Genomic DNA, 17,590 nt, shown 5'->3' with positions numbered 1-17,590 from the left:
CGATAGCCTTGTCGGGATGAAGGTGCTGGCCGCGATGTCCGGCGGGGTCGACTCCGCCGTCGCTGCCGCGCGCGCCGTCGACGCCGGGCACGAGGTCGTCGGCGTGCACCTCGCGCTCAGCCGCATGCCCGGCACGCTCCGCACGGGCAGCCGCGGCTGCTGCACCGTCGAGGACGCGATGGATGCGCGTCGCGTCGCCGACCGGCTCGGCATCCCCTTCTACGTGTGGGACTTCTCGGAGCGCTTCCACGACGACGTCGTGCAGGACTTCGTCGACGAGTACGCCGCGGGCCGCACGCCCAACCCGTGCTTGCGCTGCAACGAGAAGATCAAGTTCGAGGCGCTCCTCGACCGCGCGATCGGGCTCGGCTTCGACCGCGTCGTCACGGGCCACTACGCGCGCGTCGAGCACACCGAGCGCGGACCCGAGCTGCACCGCGCGGCGGACTGGGCGAAGGACCAGTCGTACGTGCTCGGGGTCCTCACAGGCGCGCAGCTCGAGCGCTGCTGGTTCCCGCTCGCCGACACCCCGACGAAGGCGGCGGTGCGAGCCGAGGCGGCCGAGCGCGGGTTCCTGCTCGCGCAGAAGCCCGACAGCCACGACATCTGCTTCATCCCCGACGGCGACATGCGCGGCTTCCTCGCCGAGCGGCTCGGCGCCGAGCCGGGCGAGATCGTCGATCGCGAGGGTCGCGTCGTCGGCTCGCACGAGGGCGTGCACGGCTACACAGTCGGCCAGCGGCGCGGCATGTCGCTCGGCGTGCCCTCGCCCGACGGCCGCCCGCGCTTCGTGCTCGAGGTCAAGCCGCAGTCGCGGCAGCTCGTCGTCGGCCCGAAGGAGGCGCTCGCGGTCGTGCGCCTCGCCGGCACCCGGATCTCGCACGCCGGCGCACCGCATCCGCAGCTCGCCGACGGCCTCGACGTCGAGGTGCAGATCCGCGCCCACGCCGACCCCGCGCCGGCTCGCGCGCGGATGGTCGGCGACGAGCTCGTCATCGATCCGGCCGAGCCGCTCTCGGGCGTCGCGACCGGGCAGTCGGCGGTGCTCTACGAGGGCACGCGCGTGCTGGGGCAGGTGACGATCGACCGCACGGTGGCGGCGGACGCTGCCGAGCGTCTCGCCGAGGCGGACGCGGCGTGAGCGTGCTCGACGAGCTGCTCGAGCTCGAGCGCGCCGGCTGGCGCTCGCTGTGCGAGTCGTCGGGCGATGGGTTCTACGGCCGCCTCATGACCGACGACGGCCTGATGGTGCTCGTCGACGGATCGGTGCTCGACCGCGCAGCGGTCGTCGCCTCGCTCGGGCAGGCGCCGCCGTGGGCGACGTTCGAGATCCGCGAGCCGCGCATCGTCACCCTCGGCGCGGAGTCGGCTGCGCTCGTCTACACCGGCGTCGCGCGGCGCGACGGCACCGACTTCGTCGCCCGCATGTCGAGCGCGTACGTGCGCGTCGACGGCGAGTGGCGGCTCGCGCTCTACCAGCAGACGCTCGCCGGTCCCGTCGAGGGCTGAGCGAGCTCGGGCTAGTGCCCGACGTGCTCCTCGACCTCGAGCACGGCGCCGTGCTCGCCGTGCGGCTGCGCGAAGGCGCCCGCGTGCGTGCCGGTGAGCGCGATCGTCGCGACGGGAGCGACGACGACTGCGGCGCCGACGAGGACGAGCAGCGCCGCGATCGGCCCCGGGGCGTCGTCCGTGCGCGGTCGTCGCGCGAGCAGGCCGGCGGCGGTGAGCGCGAGCGCCGACTCGGCGAGCATCGGCCCGAGCGGCAGGGTCGCGGCGGCATCGCGCACGACGAGCAGCGTCGCGAGCCACGCGAGGGTCGGGAGCAGCAGCGGAGCGGCGACGGCCGCGAGCGGGAGCCGCGCGCCGCGGAGCGCGAGCACCGAGACGACCGCTTGGCCGGCGCCGGCTGCGAGGAGCGGCACGGCGAGCCACAGCGGAGCGGCGGCCCCCACCGCGAGAGCGATGAGCGCCGCCCCGAGCGCGGCGATGGCGCCGCAGAGCTGCGTCAGCGACGCCACCGTCGCGCCTAGACGGCCGCGCGGCGCGGAGCCGCGTCGCGGTCGAGGGCGAGGCCCACGCCGAGCAGCACGATCGCCGAGCCGAGGTGGAGGAAGTGATCGGGCGTGTTGAGGGCGAGGATGTTCGCCGGCGTGTCGACGATGAAGAAGCCGACGATGCCGACGAGCAGGTAGACCGCGCCGACGATGACGTTCACGCGCTTCGCCGCGGGCGTGCTGCGGAGTCCCGCGAGCAGGAGCGCCGCGCCGATCGCGAGGTGGACGATGTTGTGGAGGTGGTTGACCTGGAAGACGCCGAGCAGCAGGGCTCCCTCCTCGCCGACGACGTTCGTGCCGGCGACGAAGAGGCCCAGGAGGCCGACGAGCAGGTAGACGGCGCCGAAGATCGTGGCGACGAGGCGGTTCGGTGAGCGGGACATGGCTCCTCCTTGAGGTCCGGCCGGTGGCGTCGAGCCCACCTCGGTGGCGGGCGCCGGTCGTGGTGGGTTCGGAGCCCGAGCCCGGCCGGATTGCCCGGACGTCGTCAGGATCGCTGTCGGACGCGGCGTGCACAATGGGCGCATGGTGGGAACTGGAGGAGAGGTCGCTCTGAGCGACGCGAACGCCCGCGCGCAGGAGCTGCGGGCGCGGATCGAGGAGGCGAGCGCCGCCTACTACGACCGCGACGCGTCGATCATGTCCGACGCCGAGTACGACGCGCTCGTCCGCGAGCTCGACGCGCTCGAGCGCGAGCACCCCGAGCTGCAGAGCCAGGACTCGCCCACCCAGTCGGTGCAGGGCGGCACGACGAGCGGGCTCCCCACGATCGAGCACCGCGAGCGCATGCTGAGCCTCGACAACGTCTTCTCGATCGACGAGCTGCGCGAGTGGTGCGCCAAGACCGAGGCCGCCGCCGGCCGCGAGGTCGCGTGGCTCACCGAGCTCAAGATCGACGGGCTCGCGATCGCGCTGCGCTACGAGCGCGGCAGGCTCACCTCGGCCGCGACGCGCGGCGACGGTCGCGTCGGCGAGGTCGTGACGACGAACGCGCTGCGGGTGGCCGGCATCCCGGAGCGGCTCGCGGGCGACGACCACCCCGAGCTCGTCGAGGTGCGCGGCGAGGTCTTCATTCCCGTCGCCGCGTTCGAGCGGCTCAACGCGCTGCAGGCCGAGCTGCGCGAGCGCTCGATCGCCGAGGACCGCGCGAAGTGGGAGAAGCGATCGGCGGCGAGCCGCGGCGACTTCGACGAGGAGCGCGCCGCCGATCGCGCCGCGAAGCGCTTCCCCGCGTTCGCGAACCCCCGCAACGCCGCCTCCGGCGGCCTGCGGCAGCAGCTCGAGAAGAAGACCGGGCTCGAGCGCGAGGCGGGCGAGGCGCGCATCGAGGCGCTCTCGATGTACGTGCACGGCTTCGGCGCGTGGGGCGATCCGCCCGTGCGGGCGCAGAGCGAGGTCTACGGCCTGCTCGAGTCGTGGGGGCTGCCGACGAGCCCGCACGTCGAGGTGCTCGCGAGCGTCGACGAGGTCGTCGGCTACGTCGAGCGCTTCGGCGAGCAGCGGCACTCGATCGAGCACCAGCTCGACGGCATCGTCGTGAAGGTCGACGAGCTCTCGCTCCACGCCGAGCTCGGGATCACGAGCCGCGCGCCGCGCTGGGCGATCGCCTACAAGTACCCGCCGGAGGAGGTGCACACGAAGCTGCTCGACATCGTCGTGAGCGTCGGCCGCACCGGGCGGGCGACGCCCTACGCCAACATGGCGCCCGTGCAGGTCGCGGGCTCGGTCGTGCGGCAGGCGACGCTCCACAACCAGGACGTCGTGCGCGTCAAGGGCGTGCTCATCGGCGACACCGTCGTGCTGCGGAAGGCCGGCGACGTGATCCCCGAGGTGCTCGGCCCCGTCGTCGAGCTGCGCGACGGCACGGAGCGCGAGTTCGTCATGCCCGAGGGCTGCCCCGAGTGCGGCACGACCCTGCGGCCGATGAAGGAGGGCGACATCGACCTCCGCTGCCCGAACGCGAAGGACTGCCCCGCGCAGGTGCGTGGCAGGGTCGAGCACATCGGCAGCCGCGGTGCGCTCGACATCGAGGCGCTCGGCGAGGTCACCGCCGCGGCGCTCACGCAGCCGCGCGTGCCGGCCGAGCCGCCGCTGCCGACCGAGGCGGGCCTGTTCGCGCTCACCCTCGAGCAGCTCGTGCCGATCGAGGTCGTCGTGCGCGACGCCGAGACAGGGCAGCCGAAGCTCGACGACGACGGCGAGCCGGTCGTGCGCCGCCCCTTCCAGGTCGTCCGCCGCGAGTACCCGGCGGGGGCCGAGTCGATGACGCCCGCCGAGCGGCGGAAGGCGGGCATCACGAAGGTCGAGGTCGCGTACCCGTCGAAGCAGGCCGAGACGCTCCTCGCCGAGCTCGAGCGGGCGAAGACGAAGGACCTCTGGCGCCAGCTCGTCTCGCTCAACATCCGCCACGTCGGCCCTGTCGCGGCGCGAGCGCTCGCCGGCTGGTTCGGCTCGCTCGAGGCGATCGAGGCCGCGAGCCCCGCCGAGCTCGCCGAGGTCGAGGGGGTCGGCCCCATCATCGCCGACGCGGTCGTCGAGTGGCTCGCGGTGGACTGGCACCGCGAGATCGTCGACGCCTGGCGGGCGGCGGGCGTGCGCTTCGCGATCCCCGGGCACCCGGGCCCCGGCGCGGCCGCCGAGCACGGCGGCGTGCTCGCGGGCCTCACGGTCGTCGCGACCGGTTCGCTCGAGGGCTACACGCGCGAGGGCGCCGAGGAGGCGATCATGGCAGCGGGCGGCAAGGCCGCCTCGAGCGTCTCGAAGAAGACCGACTTCGTCGCCGCAGGTCCCGGCGCCGGTTCGAAGCTCGCGAAGGCCGAGTCGCTCGGCGTGCGCATCATCGATGCCGCGCAGTTCCACGTGCTCGTCACCGAGGGCCCCGATGCGCTCGGCCCGACGGAGGAGTCCTGATGGATGCGGTCGGCGTGCTGACCGAGGCGCTCTCACGCATTCCCGACGGGCTCCGGCGCGCGGTCGAGGGGCTCTCGCCCGCGCAGCTCGTCGCGGCGCCGACCGAAGGCGCCAACCCGATCGGCTGGCTCGCGTGGCACATCGGGCGCGGCCAGGACGCGCAGGTCGCGGCCCTCACCGGCGCCGAGCAGGTCTATCTCGCGGGCGACTGGGCAGCGCGCTTCGGCCGCGCGCCCGACCCGGACGACACCGGCTACGGGCACGGCCCCGACGACGTCCGCTCCGTGCGGCCCGAGTCGGCCGAGGCGCTCCTCGAGTACCTCGACGCGGTCGTCGAGGCGACCCGCGCGCATCTCGCCACGCTCACCGAGGCCGACCTCGACCGCGTCGTCGACGCATCCTTCGACCCGCCGGTGACGCTCGGCGTGCGGCTCGTGAGCATCGTCGACGACGGCGTGCAGCACGTCGGCCAAGCGGGCTACGCGCGCGGGCAGCTCGGCGCGTGATCGACCGGCTTGCGATCGAGGGCTACCGCTCGATCCGCTCGCTCGTCGTCGACCTCGCGCCGCTCACGGTCGTGACCGGGCGCAACGGTACGGGCAAGTCGAGCCTCTACCGCGCGCTGCGCCTGCTCGCCGCCGCCGGGCGCGCGCAGGCGGTCGGCGAGCTCGCCGCTGACGGGGGCATGGATGCCGTGCGCTGGGCGGGGCCGGAGCGCATCTCGCGCGCGGTGCGGGAGGGCGCCCCGACGCAGGGGCTCGTGCGGTCGGGACCCATCGCGCTGCGGCTCGGGTTCGGCTCGGCGGACGGGCTCGGCTATGCGATCGACCTCGGGATCCCGGTCGCGGCCGCGAGCATGTTCGATCGCGACCCCGTCATCAAGCAGGAGCACGTCTTCGCGGGCCTCGAGCCGCGCCCGGCCGCCGTGCTCGTCGAGCGATCCGGCCCGCTCGCCCGGGTGCAGGCCGACGGCGGCTGGCGCGAGCTCAGCCGCAGCATGGCGCCGTGGGCGTCGGTGCTCGACGAGCACCAGGGGGCGGCGGATGCGCCCGAGATCGCGGGCGTGCGGCGCGCTATGGCCTCGTGGCGGTTCCACGACGCGTTCCGCACCGATGCGGGCGCGCCCGCGCGCCAGCCCCAGATCGGCACGCGCAGCCCCCGCCTCGACGACGACGGCGCGAACGTCGCGGCGGTGCTGCGCACCTCGATCGAGGCGGGTCTCGGCGACGGGATCGCCCGCGCGATCGCCGACGCGTTCGACGGCGCGGAGCTCGAGATCGTCGCCGCCGACGGTCGCATGACGCCCGCGCTGCGGCAGCAGGGCGTGCTGCGCACGCTCTCGGCTGCCGAGCTCTCGGACGGCACGCTGCAGTTCCTGCTGCTCGTCGCGGCGCTCACCTCGGTCGAGCAGCCCGGGCTCATCGTCCTCAACGAGCCCGAGCGCAGCCTCCACGTCGAGCTCGTCGCGCCGCTCGCCGCCCTCATCCGCCGCGCGGCTGAGCGCACGCAGATCATCGTCGTCACGCATCAGCAGCAGCTCGCCGATGCGCTCGCAGGCCTCCGGATCGAGCTCGAGAAGGAGCACGGCGAGACGCTCGTCGCCGGCCGCGAAGGTCCGCTCGACGTGCCCGCCTGGCGCTGGCCGGCGCGATGAGCGCCCGATCCGGTGAGGGCCCCGCGCTCCACTCGCGCACGGCGCGGGCCGCGCGGGCGCCGCGGCGTGCCCGCTGCAGGCCGCGGCGTTCCCTCGTGCCGTTCCGGTCGCTCGTGCTCATCGAGCCGGCCCTCTACCAGGTCGCGCGACCGGTCCGCGTGCGCCGCCGCGATCGAGCGGGTCGAGCCGGTCTACCGGGACGCGAGCCCCTCGGACGAGTCGTTCGAGCGCGCCCATGCTCGCCCTGACCGGCGACGACATCGGCGCCGCGCGCTCGCCCGAGGAGCTGCGCTCCGCCCGCCGCGCGAGAGTGCACGGCGCGCCTGGCGGCATCCCGTCGACCCGGCCGCGCTCGCGCGCACCCGCACGCTCGTGCTCACGGGCGGCTGGAACGCCGAGTACGAGGAGGTCGCGGCGGCGCTCGTCGAGCTCGGCGCCGCCCACGAGGTGCTCGTCGGGCACGGCCACGCCGTCGCCGATCACCCCGACTGCGCGGAGCGCATCCGCGCCTTCGTCACGAGCGTCGAGGGGACTGGCGCCTAGAAGAGCGTCGCCGCCGCGAGCATCGGCTCGCCCGACGTGCTCGGCAGCTGCTTCGCGCGGTTGCTCGGCGCGACGGCCGAGATGCCGGTGCCGGGGGCGACGACGGTGCGGCCGAGCCCATAGCGGCGCTGCAGCGGGCGGATGCGGTCACGCAGCCACGAGCGGTAGTCGGGGTGCGCGTAGGAGCCGAAGCGGCCGCGCGCGTCTCGGTAGACCCGGTCGTAGAGCGGCAGCAGCTCGGGATGCTCGGCGCGGAGCCACTCCAGGTACCACTCGCGCGCGCCGGGTCGCAGGTGCAGGGCGCTCGCGATCGCGCTCGTCGCGCCCGCCTCGGCGATCGCCGCGAACGCGCGCTCGAGGTGCTCGCGCGTGTCGGTGAGGCCGGGGAGGATCGGCATCGCGAAGACCGCGCAGTCGAGCCCCGCCTCGCGCACCGCGCGCACGGTCTCGAGCCGGGAGCGCGTCGTCGGCGTGCCGGGCTCGACCTCCTGCTGCAGCTCGTCGTCGAAGATCGCGATCGACATCGCGATCGAGACTGGCACGTCGCGCGCGATCGACTGCAGCAGCGGCAGGTCGCGCCGCAGGAGCGTGCCCTTCGTGAGGATCGAGATCGAGGCGCCGTGCCGCGCGAGCGCGCGCAGCACGCCGGGCATGAGCCGGTAGCGGCCCTCGGCGCGCTGGTAGGGGTCGGTGTTGGTGCCGAGCTGCACGGCGTCGACGTCGCGGCGCGGCCCCGCGAGCTCGCGCTCGAGCACGTCGACGAGATTGGCCTTCACGACGATGCGGGAGTCGAAGTCGGCGCCCGCGTCGAGGTCGAGGTAGGTGTGCGTGTTGCGCGCGAAGCAGTAGCGGCACGCGTGCTGGCAGCCGCGGTAGGGGTTGATCGTCCACGCGCCGCCCATGAAGCCGTCGCCCGCGACGTGGTTGAGCGCGCTCTTCGCCGTGATCTCGAGGAACGACATGCCGTCGAACCCCGGAGTCGGCCATGACTCGAGCACGCTCGAGCGCTCCTCGAGGCCCGGCAGCGCGTCGTCGTCGACGTGCGTCGCGGCTTGCGTCTCCCATCGCATGGCCGCCATTCGAACACACGTTCGATCTCGCCGCAAGCGGCGCGCCGCCCGGTTAGTGTCGCAGCGTGACGGCGGTGCGGGGGCGGATGCGCGTGCTGGCTCCCGCGATCGTCTCCGGTGCGGTCGTGATCGCGATCGTCGCGATCGCCGGCGTCCTCGTGGCTGCGCCGGTCGCGCGCTGGCTCGACGCCGACGCTCGCGAGCCGCTCTGGAGCACCGTCGTCGTCGCCGCGGTGGTCGCGACCACCACGCTCGGCGGCGCTTCGGCGTGGCACGGCCTCGTGCTCACGCGGCTCGTGCGCGTGCGGCTCTTCGACCGGCTCATCGCGGCGCTCGGAGCCGGCATGCTGCTGCTCGGCGCCGGCATCGTCGCCGCGGTCGGGATCGAGCCGGCGCTCGCGCGCGCCGCGCTGCTGCTCGCATCGCCGCTCTGGGCGGCGGGCCTCGGCTTCGCGGTGCTCGTCGGCGCGATGCTGCTGCACGCGCGCGCGCCGCTGCACGAGCCGCCCGGCGCCGTGCTCATCCTCGGCGCGGGGCTCCGGGGACGCGAGGTCGGCCCGCTGCTGCGCCGACGCGTCGAGCGGGGGGCGGAGGTCTGGCGCGCAGCGCTGCCCGGCCGGCCCGACGCCCGCATCGTCGTCGCCGGCGGCCAGGGGCCCGGCGAGGTGCGCACCGAGGCGTCGGCGATGGCCGAGCACCTCACCGAGCGGCTCGGCGTGCCGTCCGGCGCGATCGACCTCGAGCAGGCGTCGACCTCGACGCGCGAGAACCTCGAGCTCTCGCGGCCCTTCCTCACGGGGGAGCGCGCGCCGCTCGCGGTCGTCACGAGCGGCTACCACGCCTATCGCACCGCGTGGCTGCTCGCCGCGCTCGGCATCGACGGCGCCGTCGTCGGTGCCTGGACCCGCCCCTCGTACCGGCCCGGCGCCATCGTGCGCGAGGCGCTCGCGATCGCCGCCGACGCGCGCCGGTGGTGCCTCGCGGCGGCCCTCGTGATCGAGGCGCTCGCGGTCTGGGCGCTCGTCGTCGAGCCGTAGGATCGAGGGCGAACCCCCGCTGCCGACGAGGAGACGCATGTCCGAGATCACTCGCGAGGACGTCCAGCACCTGGCTGGACTCGCTCGCATCGCGCTCACCGACGACGAGGTGACGAGCCTCACGAGCGAGCTGTCGGCGATCGTCGACGCGATCGCGACCGTGAGCGAGATCGCCGGTCCCGACGTGCCGGCCACGAGCCACCCCGTGCCGCTCTCGAACGTCATGCGCGCCGACGAGGTCGGCGAGACGCTCTCGGCCGAGCAGGTCTTCGCTGGCGCCCCGAGCCACGACGGCGAGCGCTTCCGGGTCTCGGCGATCCTGGGGGAGGAGCAGTGACCGCCGACATCACGCGCCTCGCGGGCCACGAGCTCGCGGCGCTGCTCGTCAGCGGCGAGGTCTCGTCGGTCGAGGCGACGCAGGCCCACCTCGACCGCATCGCCGAGGTCGACGGCGACGTGCACGCGTTCCTCCACGTCAACGAGGCCGCGCTCGAGCAGGCGCGGGCGATCGACGAGCGCCGCGCCGCCGGTGAGGAGCTCCACGAGCTCGCCGGCGCCCCGGTCGCGATCAAGGACGTGCTCTGCACGGTCGGCATGCCCTCGACCGCGGGCTCGCGCATCCTCGAGGGCTGGATCCCGCCCTACGACGCGACCGTCGTCGCGCGCCTCAAGCAGGCCGGCCTCGTCGCGCTCGGCAAGACCAACATGGACGAGTTCGCGATGGGCTCGTCGACCGAGCACTCGGCGTACGGCCCGACCCGCAACCCGTGGGACCTCGAGCGCATCCCGGGCGGCTCGGGCGGCGGCTCGGCGGCAGCGGTCGCGGCGTTCGAGGCGCCGTTCGCGCTCGGCTCCGACACCGGCGGCTCGATCCGCCAGCCCGCGGCCGTCACGGGCACGGTCGGCATGAAGCCCACCTACGGCGGCGTGAGCCGCTACGGCGCGATCGCCCTCGCCTCGAGCCTCGACCAGGTCGGCCCCGTGACGCGCACCGTGCTCGACTCGGCGCTCATCCACGACGTCATCGGCGGCCACGACCCGCTCGACTCGACGAGCCTCGAGCGCGAGTGGCCGTCGTTCGCGGCGGCGGCGCGCGAGGGCGCGTCGAGGGGCGACCTCGCGGGCCTCAGGGTCGGCGTCGTCAAGGAGCTCGACTCCGAGGGCATCGCCGCCGACGTGCAGGCGCGCTTCCAGGAGACCGTGCGGGTGCTGACGGATGCGGGGGCGGAGGTCGTCGAGGTCTCGTGCCCGTCGTTCGCGTACTCGGTCGCCGCGTACTACCTCATCCTCCCCGCGGAGGCGTCGAGCAACCTCGCGCGCTTCGACTCCGTGCGCTTCGGCCTGCGGGTCGAGCAGGCCGGGCAGACGGTCGAGGACGTCATGGCCGCGACGCGCGAGGCGGGCTTCGGCGCCGAGGTCAAGCGGCGCATCATCCTCGGCACCTATGCGCTCTCCGCCGGCTACTACGACGCCTACTACGGCTCGGCGCAGAAGGTGCGCACGCTCATCCAGCGCGACTTCGACGCCGCGTTCGAGCAGGCCGACATCCTCATCAGCCCGGCCGCGCCGACCACGGCGTTCAAGCTCGGCGAGAAGCTCGACGACCCGCTCGCGATGTACGTCAACGACATCACGACCATCCCCGCGAACCTCGCGGGCATCCCGGGCATGGGGCTCCCGATGGGGCTCGGCGACGACGGGCTCCCCGTCGGGCTGCAGCTGCTCGCGCCGATGTTCGAGGACGAGCGGCTCTACCGCGCGGGCGCCGCGATCGAGGCGCTCCTCGCCGAGCGCTGGGGCGGCATCCTCACCACGAAGGCGCCGGCCCTGACCGGCCGCGAGCAGGACGGAGCGGGCCGATGAAGGACAAGCTGATGGACTTCGACGAGGCGCTCGAGCGCTTCGAGCCCGTGCTCGGCTTCGAGGTGCACGTCGAGCTCGGCACGCGCACGAAGATGTTCTCCGCCGCGCCCAACCCCGCGCATCCGGACTTCCACGACGCCGAGCCCAACACGCTCGTCGACCCGCTGAGCCTCGGTCTGCCCGGCAGCCTGCCGGTCGTGAACGCCGAGGCCGTGCGCTACTCCATCTCGCTCGGGCTCGCGCTCGGCTGCGAGATCGCGCAGTCGTGCCGGTTCGCGCGGAAGAACTACTTCTACCCGGACACGCCGAAGAACTACCAGATCTCGCAGTACGACGAGCCCATCGCGTTCGAGGGCGCCGTCGAGATCGAGCTCGCCGACGGGCGGCAGGTCTCGATCCCGATCGAGCGCGCGCACATGGAGGAGGATGCGGGCAAGCTCACGCACGTGGGCGGCTCGACCGGCCGCATCCAGGGCGCCGAGTACTCGCTCGTCGACTACAACCGCGCGGGCGTGCCGCTCGTCGAGATCGTCACGAAGCCCATCTTCGGCGCCGAGCACGACGCGCCCGAGATCGCGAAGCGCTACGTCGCGGCGATCCGCGACATCGTGCTCTCGCTCGGCATCTCCGAGGCGCGCATGGAGCGCGGCAACCTGCGCTGCGACGCGAACGTGAGCCTGCGCCCGCGCGGCCAGGAGGCGCTCGGCACCCGCACCGAGACCAAGAACGTCAACTCGCTGCGCTCTGTCGAGCGCGCCGTGCGCTACGAGATCCAGCGGCAGGCGGCGATCCTCGCCGCGGGCGGCACGATCGTGCAGGAGACGCGGCACTGGCACGAGGACACGGGCGCCACGAGCCCCGGCCGGCCGAAGTCGGACGCCGACGACTACCGGTACTTCCCCGAGCCCGACCTGCTGCCGCTCGCGCCGAGCCGCGAGCTCGTCGAGGAGCTGCGCTCGCAGCTGCCGGAGCAGCCCGTCGCGCACCGCCGCCGGCTCAAGGCCGAGTGGGGCTTCACCGACCTCGAGTTCCAGGACGTCGTGAACGGCGACATGCTGCACCTCGTCGAGGCGACGGTCGTCGCGGGCGCGACGCCCCAGGCCGCGCGCAAGTGGTGGACGGGCGAGATCGCCCGGCTCGCGAACGAGCAGGGCGTCGAGGCGTCGAGCCTCGTCGAGCCCGAGCACGTCGCGCAGCTCCAGGCGCTCGTCGACGAGGGCGCGCTGACCGACAGGCTCGCGCGGCAGGTGCTCGAGGGCGTCATCGCCGGCGAGGGCGCTCCCGCGGAGGTCGTCGAGGCGCGCGGGCTCAAGGTCGTCACCGACGAGTCGGCGCTCGTCGCGGCGGTCGACGAGGCGCTCGCGAGCCAGCCCGACGTGCTGCAGAAGATCCGCGACGGCAAGGTGCAGGCCGCCGGCGCGGTCATCGGCGCCGTCATGAAGGCGATGCGCGGCCAGGCCGACGCCGCTCGAGTGCGGGAGATCGTCCTTCAGCGGGCTATGGATTAGTCAGGTACAGCCCAGGAACCTTCCAGGAACCTGCGCGAGTGTTGTCTCCAGTTCCGCACAGGCGGGGCTCGGCGGAGTGAAACCCTTGCACCGCTGCAGAGAGAAGGGACCACACTATGGGCATTCTCGGTTGGATCGTCCTCGGCCTCATCGCCGGTGCCATCGCCAAGCTGATCCTCCCCGGCCGACAGGGCGGCGGCTGGATCGTCACGCTGATCCTCGGCGTCGTCGGCGCGCTGCTCGGCGGCTGGATCGGCTCGATGATCTTCGGCGTCGGCATCGAGGAGTTCTGGGACCTGTCGACGTGGCTGCTGGCCATCGGCGGCTCGATCATCGTGCTCCTCATCTGGGGCCTGATCACCAAGAACCGCGGTCGCACCACGGCATAACCGCCGTCGCGACGCACGGAAGGGGGCTGCCTGCGGGCAGCCCCCTTCCGCGTGCCGCCGCGTCTCAGCCCGCGACGGGAGCGGCGACGCCCGCGAACGAGGCGAGCTCGTCCAGGTGGTCGAGGTCGGTCATGTCGAGCACCTGCAGGTAGACGCGCTCGACGCCGTCGTCGGCGAGGCGGCCGAGCAGGTCCTCCACCTCGGCGCGCGAGCCGGCCACGCCGTGCTCGCGCAGCTCCTCGGGCGCGCGACCGATCGCATCCGCCCGTCGCCGGAACGTCGCCTCGTCGTCGCCGACGCACGCGACGAGCGCGACCGAGCGCACGACCGGGCGCTCGCGCTCCTCGCGCTCGATCGCCTCATCGAGCGCGGCGAACAGCGGCCGGATGCGCTCGAGGGGCGGGAACGAGAGGTTGTGCTCGTCGCCGAACTGCGCGGCGAGGCGCGGCGTGCGCTTCGCGCCCAGCCCGCCGACGATCACGGGGATGCGCTCCTGCACGGGCTTCGGGAGCGCGGGGGAGTCCTCGAGGCGGTAGTGGTCGCCGTCGAACGAGAATCGCGCGCCCCCGGGCGTCTGCCACAGGCCCGTCACGATCGCGAGCTGCTCCTCGAGCAGGTCGAAGCGGCGCTCGGGGAAGGGGATGCCGAAGGCGCGGTGCTCCTGCTCGAACCAGCCGGTGCCGAGGCCGAGCTCGACGCGGCCGCCCGACATCGCGTCGACGTTCGCGACCTGCACGGCGAGGATGCCGGGGAGCCGGTAGGTGATGGACGAGACGAGCGTGCCGAGGCGCACCCGCTCGGTGTCGCGCGCCAGGCCCGCGAGCGTCGTCCACGCATCCGTCGGCCCGTAGCCCGGGTCGCCGTCGCCCATGCGGAGGTAGTGGTCGGAGCGGAAGAAGCCGTCGAAGCCCAGCTGCTCGGTGCGCAGCGCGACCGCGAGCAGCTCGTCGTACGACGCGCCCTGCTGGGGCTCGGTGAAGATGCGGAAGTCCATGGAGCGAGCCTACGGAAGCGGCGCGCCGCTCGTGCATCCGGCACAACCGGTCGGTTGCGCGGGGCCCGGGTGGGCAGGATGGGCACCATGGACTACGGCTACATGCTCGGCTACTGGAAGGCCGCGCCGCCCGCGGGGGCGCTCGAGGCGGTGCAGGCGGCGGAGCGGCTCGGCTTCGACTCGATCTGGACCTCGGAGGCGTACGGGTCGGATGCGTTCACCCCGCTCGCGTGGTGGGGTGCGGCGACCTCGCGCGTGCAGCTCGCGACGGGCATCGCGCAGCTCTCGGCGCGCACGGCCGCCTCGACGGCGATGACCGCGATGACGCTCGACCACCTCTCGAGCGGTCGTGTCATCCTCGGGCTCGGCGTGAGCGGGCCGCAGGTCGTCGAGGGCTGGTACGGGCAGCCGTTCCCGAAGCCGCTCGCCCGCACGCGCGAGTACGTCGCGATCCTGCGCAGCATCATGGCCCGCGAGGCCCCCGTCACGGCGCCCGGTCCGCAGCTGCCGCTCCCGCTCACGGGCGGGGGCACGACGGGGCTCGGCAAGCCGCTCATCTCGACCCTGCACCCGCTGCGGCAGCACATCCCCATCCACCTCGCCGCCGAGGGGCCGAAGAACACGGCGCTCGCGGCCGAGATCGCCGACGGCTGGCTGCCGTTCCTCTACTCGCCCGCGCAGGACGCGGCGTCGCGCGCGCTGCTCGAGGAGGGCTTCGCGAAGCGCGACGCGGCGCTGCCGCCCGCGGATCGCTTCGAGGTCTCGGTGCCGGTGCCGATCGTCGTCGACGACGACGTCGAGGCCGCGGCCGACCGCGTGCGGCCGATGATCGCGCTCTACGTCGGCGGGATGGGCGCGAAGGGCGCCAACTTCCACTTCGACGCCGTCGCGCGGCTCGGCTTCGAGGCGGAGTGCGTGCGCGTGCAGGAGCTCTACCTCGCCGGGCGCAAGGCCGAGGCCATCGCGGCGGTGCCGACGCGGCTCGTCGACGAGATCGCGCTCGTCGGACCGATCGAGCGCGTGCGCGACGGCCTCGCGCGCTGGGAGGAGTCGGTCGTCACGCGGATCCTCGTGCAGGGCGACCTCCGCACCCTCGAGGCGGTCGCGAGCCTCCGCGCTTGACCACCGGGTCGCCTCTACGATCGATCGAGTGCTGATCGACTGGGACTCGTGGGGCGGCGACGTGCTCTCGCCGGAGGCGAAGGCGGCCAGGAAGCCAGCGCCGCCGAAGCGCGTGCCGGCGGAGCGAGACCTCGTCGTCGAGCGGCACGACGGCTACGTCGGCGCCGTCGTCGGCATCGAGGCCGGCCACGTGCAGCTCGAGGACCGGCGCGGCAAGGTGCGGCTCTTCCCGCTCGGCCGCGGCTTCCTCGTCGACGGCGTCGAGGTCGAGCTCGTGCCGCCCGCGGTCGAGCGGAGCGCGCCGACCCGCACGGCGTCGGGCTCGCGCGCGGTCGAGGGGCTCAAGGCTCGCGTGGCGCTCCCGAGCCGGATCCTCGTCGAGGGCACGCACGACGCCGAGCTCGTCGAGCAGGTGTGGGGCCACGACCTGCGGGTCGAGGGCGTCGTGGTCGAGCCGCTGCACGGCGTCGACGACCTCGCGGGCATCGTCGCGGAGTTCGCGCCCACGGCGACGCGCCGCCTCGGCATCCTCGTCGACCACCTCGTGCCCGGCTCGAAGGAGACCCGGATCGCCCAGACGGTCGAGCGCGGTCCGCACGCCGCGCACGTGCGCATCGTCGGGCATCCGTTCATCGACATCTGGCAGGCCGTCAAGCCCGCGCGGCTCGGCATCGAGCGCTGGCCCGACGTGCCGCGAGGCGAGGGCTGGAAGCAGGGCACGCTCAAGCGGCTCGGGATGCCGCACGGCTCCCAGGAGGACGTCGCGCGCGCATGGCAGCGCATCCGCGGCCGCGTGCGCGACTGGAACGACCTCGAGCCGGCCCTGCTCGCCCGCGTCGAGGAGCTCATCGACTTCGTGACGACGGGCCACTCGGGCGGCTAGGCGATCGGCGGCACCTCGACGAAGCCCGGCAGCTTCGGGTCGCGCCCGTCGCCGGAGGAGCGGCCCGTGAAGCGGCGGCCGAGCCACGGCAGCACGAACTCGCGGTAGTAGGCGACGTCGCGGCGGCCCTCGGCCGTCGAGATCGCGGCGAGGTCGCGCCACGACTCGGGCGCAGGGTGCCCGAGCGCGCGCAGCACGTTGCGGGCGACGTGCGCGTGCCCGGCGGCGTTGAGGTGCAGCCGGTCGCGCGACCAGAAGCGGGGGCTCCGCAGCTCGACGTCCGACCAGTTGTCGACGTAGGGCGCGTCGAGGTCGGCGACGCGCGAGACGACGGCGCGCGCGAGCGCATCGCCGCGGCGCTGCATGACGGCGCCGATGGGCATGACGCCCGAGGGGTTGCCGCCCGAGAGCATGATGGGGCGGATGCCTGCGGCCGCGATGCGGTGCGCGGCATCCGCGAGGCGCTCCCCGACGTGGTCGATCGAGACCTTCGGCCGGAGGATGTCGTTGCCGCCGCCGTTGATGCTGATCGCGTCGGGGCGCAGCGCGATGGCCGCGTCGAGCTGCTCGTGCAGGATCTGCCCGAGCTTGCGGCCGCGGATCGCGAGGTTCGCGTAGCGCACCGGTGCGCCCTGCGCGGTCGCGAGGCCCGCGGCGACGAAGTCGGCCCAGCCGCGCACCGAGCCGTCGGGCAGCTCGTCGCCCACGCCCTCGGTGAAGCTGTCGCCGATGGCCACGAAGGATCCGATGTGCTGCACCCGTCGAGCCTACGCGCGCCACCCGCGCGGCGCCCCGGCTAGACTGGCTGGCGACACGGGAGTCCGGTGCGCCGGGCTGAGAGGAAGGCTGAAGCCTTCGACCGTCAAACCTGATCTGGATCATGCCAGCGCAGGGAGGACACGCACCCGTGCCATTCCACCGAGAAGGGCACTTCATGACCACTGCATCCACTGCATCCGCTTCGTCGACCGGGCGCCGCCGCATCGGCCGCTGGCGGGTCGTCGACATCGTCGTCGCCGCCGTGCTCGGCGTCGCAACCGGCCTGCTGTTCGTGCTCTGGAACAGCGTCGGCTACGCATGGTTCAGCGTCATGGACGCGCTCACACCCGGCTTCGGCGGCCTCGCCGTCGGCATCTGGCTGATCGGCGGCGTGCTGGGCGGGCTCATCATCCGCAAGCCGGGCGCGGCGCTCTTCGTGGAGCTGCTGGCGGCGACCGTGTCGATGCTGCTCGGCAGCCAGTGGTCGATCGAGACCGTCTACTCCGGCATCGCGCAGGGTCTGGGCGCCGAGCTGATCTTCCTGCTGTTCGCCTACCGACGCTTCGGCCTCGGCGTCGCGATGCTCGCCGGCATCGGCGCCGCCGTCGCCGCGTGGACCATCGAGCTGTTCATCTCGGGCAACCTCGCCATGAGCGGCGAGTTCCTGATGATCTACCTCGGCTGCCTCGTCGTCTCGGGCGCCCTGCTCGCCGGCGTGGTCGGCTGGCTGCTGACACGGGCGCTGGCGGCGACCGGTGTGCTCGACCGCTTCGCGTCGGGTCGGTCGCGCGGCCGGTGACCGGC

19 protein-coding genes and 1 riboswitch are annotated in these 17,590 nt (G+C 73.9%); of the genes, 14 read left to right on the top strand and 5 right to left on the bottom strand.

The features are described from left to right. Positions 1-16 precede the first annotated feature (16 nt). Positions 17-1,141, top strand: coding sequence for a tRNA 2-thiouridine(34) synthase MnmA (gene mnmA / locus L332_RS26675; RefSeq protein WP_021011400.1), 1,125 nt, complete (start codon positions 17-19; stop codon positions 1,139-1,141). Further along, positions 1,138-1,509, top strand: a complete 372-nt coding sequence (locus L332_RS26670) for a nuclear transport factor 2 family protein (RefSeq protein ID WP_021011399.1) — start codon at positions 1,138-1,140, stop codon at positions 1,507-1,509. Before mnmA ends, L332_RS26670 begins: the two co-directional genes overlap by 4 nt. Positions 1,510-1,520: 11 nt before the next feature. Here the strand turns inward: L332_RS26670 and L332_RS29600 are convergent, their stop codons facing one another. Then, entirely contained in the window at positions 1,521-2,018 is a 498-nt protein-coding gene (locus L332_RS29600; RefSeq protein WP_021011398.1) for a hypothetical protein, read from the bottom strand. Between the two features lie 8 nt (positions 2,019-2,026). Further along, positions 2,027-2,437, bottom strand: coding sequence for a DUF4383 domain-containing protein (locus L332_RS26660; protein WP_021011397.1), 411 nt, complete (start codon positions 2,435-2,437; stop codon positions 2,027-2,029). A gap of 142 nt (positions 2,438-2,579) precedes the next feature. Here L332_RS26660 and ligA point away from each other — a divergent pair, with 142 nt between their 5' ends. From ligA to L332_RS30465, 4 genes are all read left to right on the top strand, one after another. Then, on the top strand, positions 2,580-4,964 hold the full coding sequence (gene ligA, locus L332_RS26655; RefSeq protein ID WP_021011396.1) for an NAD-dependent DNA ligase LigA: 2,385 nt from the start codon (positions 2,580-2,582) through the stop codon (positions 4,962-4,964). Then, entirely contained in the window at positions 4,964-5,470 is a 507-nt protein-coding gene (locus L332_RS26650; RefSeq protein ID WP_021011395.1) for a mycothiol transferase, read from the top strand. Before ligA ends, L332_RS26650 begins: the two co-directional genes overlap by 1 nt. Next, complete coding sequence (locus L332_RS26645) at positions 5,467-6,618, top strand: AAA family ATPase (RefSeq protein ID WP_021011394.1); 1,152 nt, start codon at positions 5,467-5,469, stop codon at positions 6,616-6,618. The genes L332_RS26650 and L332_RS26645 overlap by 4 nt, the downstream gene beginning before the upstream one ends. 372 nt (positions 6,619-6,990) lie before the next feature. After that, on the top strand, positions 6,991-7,161 hold the full coding sequence (locus tag L332_RS30465) for a hypothetical protein (protein ID WP_021011393.1): 171 nt from the start codon (positions 6,991-6,993) through the stop codon (positions 7,159-7,161). On the opposite strand, the gene L332_RS26640 is transcribed toward L332_RS30465, so the two are convergent. After that, positions 7,158-8,231, bottom strand: coding sequence for an Rv2578c family radical SAM protein (locus tag L332_RS26640; protein WP_021065096.1), 1,074 nt, complete (start codon positions 8,229-8,231; stop codon positions 7,158-7,160). The two genes, L332_RS30465 and L332_RS26640, sit on opposite strands and share 4 nt — an antisense overlap. Positions 8,232-8,296: 65 nt before the next feature. Here L332_RS26640 and L332_RS29595 point away from each other — a divergent pair, with 65 nt between their 5' ends. The 5 genes from L332_RS29595 to L332_RS26620 all read left to right on the top strand — a co-directional run bounded on the left by L332_RS29595 (position 8,297) and on the right by L332_RS26620 (position 13,028). Continuing rightward, positions 8,297-9,268 (top strand): YdcF family protein, encoded by a 972-nt coding sequence (locus tag L332_RS29595; protein WP_144061091.1) that lies wholly within the window; start codon positions 8,297-8,299, stop codon positions 9,266-9,268. A 37-nt stretch (positions 9,269-9,305) separates the two neighbouring features. Further along, positions 9,306-9,605, top strand: a complete 300-nt coding sequence (gatC, locus tag L332_RS26635; RefSeq protein ID WP_021011390.1) for an Asp-tRNA(Asn)/Glu-tRNA(Gln) amidotransferase subunit GatC — start codon at positions 9,306-9,308, stop codon at positions 9,603-9,605. Next, positions 9,602-11,131 (top strand): Asp-tRNA(Asn)/Glu-tRNA(Gln) amidotransferase subunit GatA, encoded by a 1,530-nt coding sequence (gene gatA / locus L332_RS26630; RefSeq protein ID WP_021011389.1) that lies wholly within the window; start codon positions 9,602-9,604, stop codon positions 11,129-11,131. The genes gatC and gatA overlap by 4 nt, the downstream gene beginning before the upstream one ends. After that, the gene (gene gatB / locus L332_RS26625; protein ID WP_021011388.1) at positions 11,128-12,639 is read left to right on the top strand and encodes an Asp-tRNA(Asn)/Glu-tRNA(Gln) amidotransferase subunit GatB; all 1,512 of its coding nucleotides are present in this window, start codon (positions 11,128-11,130) and stop codon (positions 12,637-12,639) included. The genes gatA and gatB overlap by 4 nt, the downstream gene beginning before the upstream one ends. Before the next feature lie 116 nt (positions 12,640-12,755). After that, positions 12,756-13,028: a GlsB/YeaQ/YmgE family stress response membrane protein gene (locus tag L332_RS26620; protein WP_021011387.1), complete on the top strand. Its 273-nt coding sequence runs from the start codon at positions 12,756-12,758 to the stop codon at positions 13,026-13,028. Between the two features lie 64 nt (positions 13,029-13,092). Here the strand turns inward: L332_RS26620 and L332_RS26615 are convergent, their stop codons facing one another. Next, complete coding sequence (locus L332_RS26615; protein WP_021011386.1) at positions 13,093-14,022, bottom strand: LLM class F420-dependent oxidoreductase; 930 nt, start codon at positions 14,020-14,022, stop codon at positions 13,093-13,095. Between the two features lie 87 nt (positions 14,023-14,109). Here L332_RS26615 and L332_RS26610 point away from each other — a divergent pair, with 87 nt between their 5' ends. Beyond that, entirely contained in the window at positions 14,110-15,144 is a 1,035-nt protein-coding gene (locus L332_RS26610; protein ID WP_021011385.1) for an LLM class F420-dependent oxidoreductase, read from the top strand. 28 nt (positions 15,145-15,172) lie between these two features. Continuing rightward, complete coding sequence (locus tag L332_RS26605; RefSeq protein ID WP_021011384.1) at positions 15,173-16,027, top strand: DUF3097 domain-containing protein; 855 nt, start codon at positions 15,173-15,175, stop codon at positions 16,025-16,027. On the opposite strand, the gene L332_RS26600 is transcribed toward L332_RS26605, so the two are convergent. Beyond that, positions 16,024-16,785, bottom strand: a complete 762-nt coding sequence (locus tag L332_RS26600; RefSeq protein WP_021011383.1) for an SGNH/GDSL hydrolase family protein — start codon at positions 16,783-16,785, stop codon at positions 16,024-16,026. The two genes, L332_RS26605 and L332_RS26600, sit on opposite strands and share 4 nt — an antisense overlap. 45 nt (positions 16,786-16,830) lie before the next feature. Then, positions 16,831-16,940: riboswitch (TPP riboswitch) on the top strand. A gap of 21 nt (positions 16,941-16,961) precedes the next feature. Between L332_RS26600 and L332_RS26595 the strand changes: the two genes are divergently transcribed. Continuing rightward, positions 16,962-17,585, top strand: coding sequence for an ECF transporter S component (locus tag L332_RS26595; protein WP_021011382.1), 624 nt, complete (start codon positions 16,962-16,964; stop codon positions 17,583-17,585). Positions 17,586-17,590 lie beyond the last annotated feature (5 nt).

It is taken from the genome of Agrococcus pavilionensis RW1 (assembly GCF_000400485.1).
GTDB lineage: Bacteria > Actinomycetota > Actinomycetes > Actinomycetales > Microbacteriaceae > Agrococcus > Agrococcus pavilionensis.
Note: the sequence above shows the minus strand (reverse complement) of the source record. Positions and strands in the feature narration are given on the sequence as shown.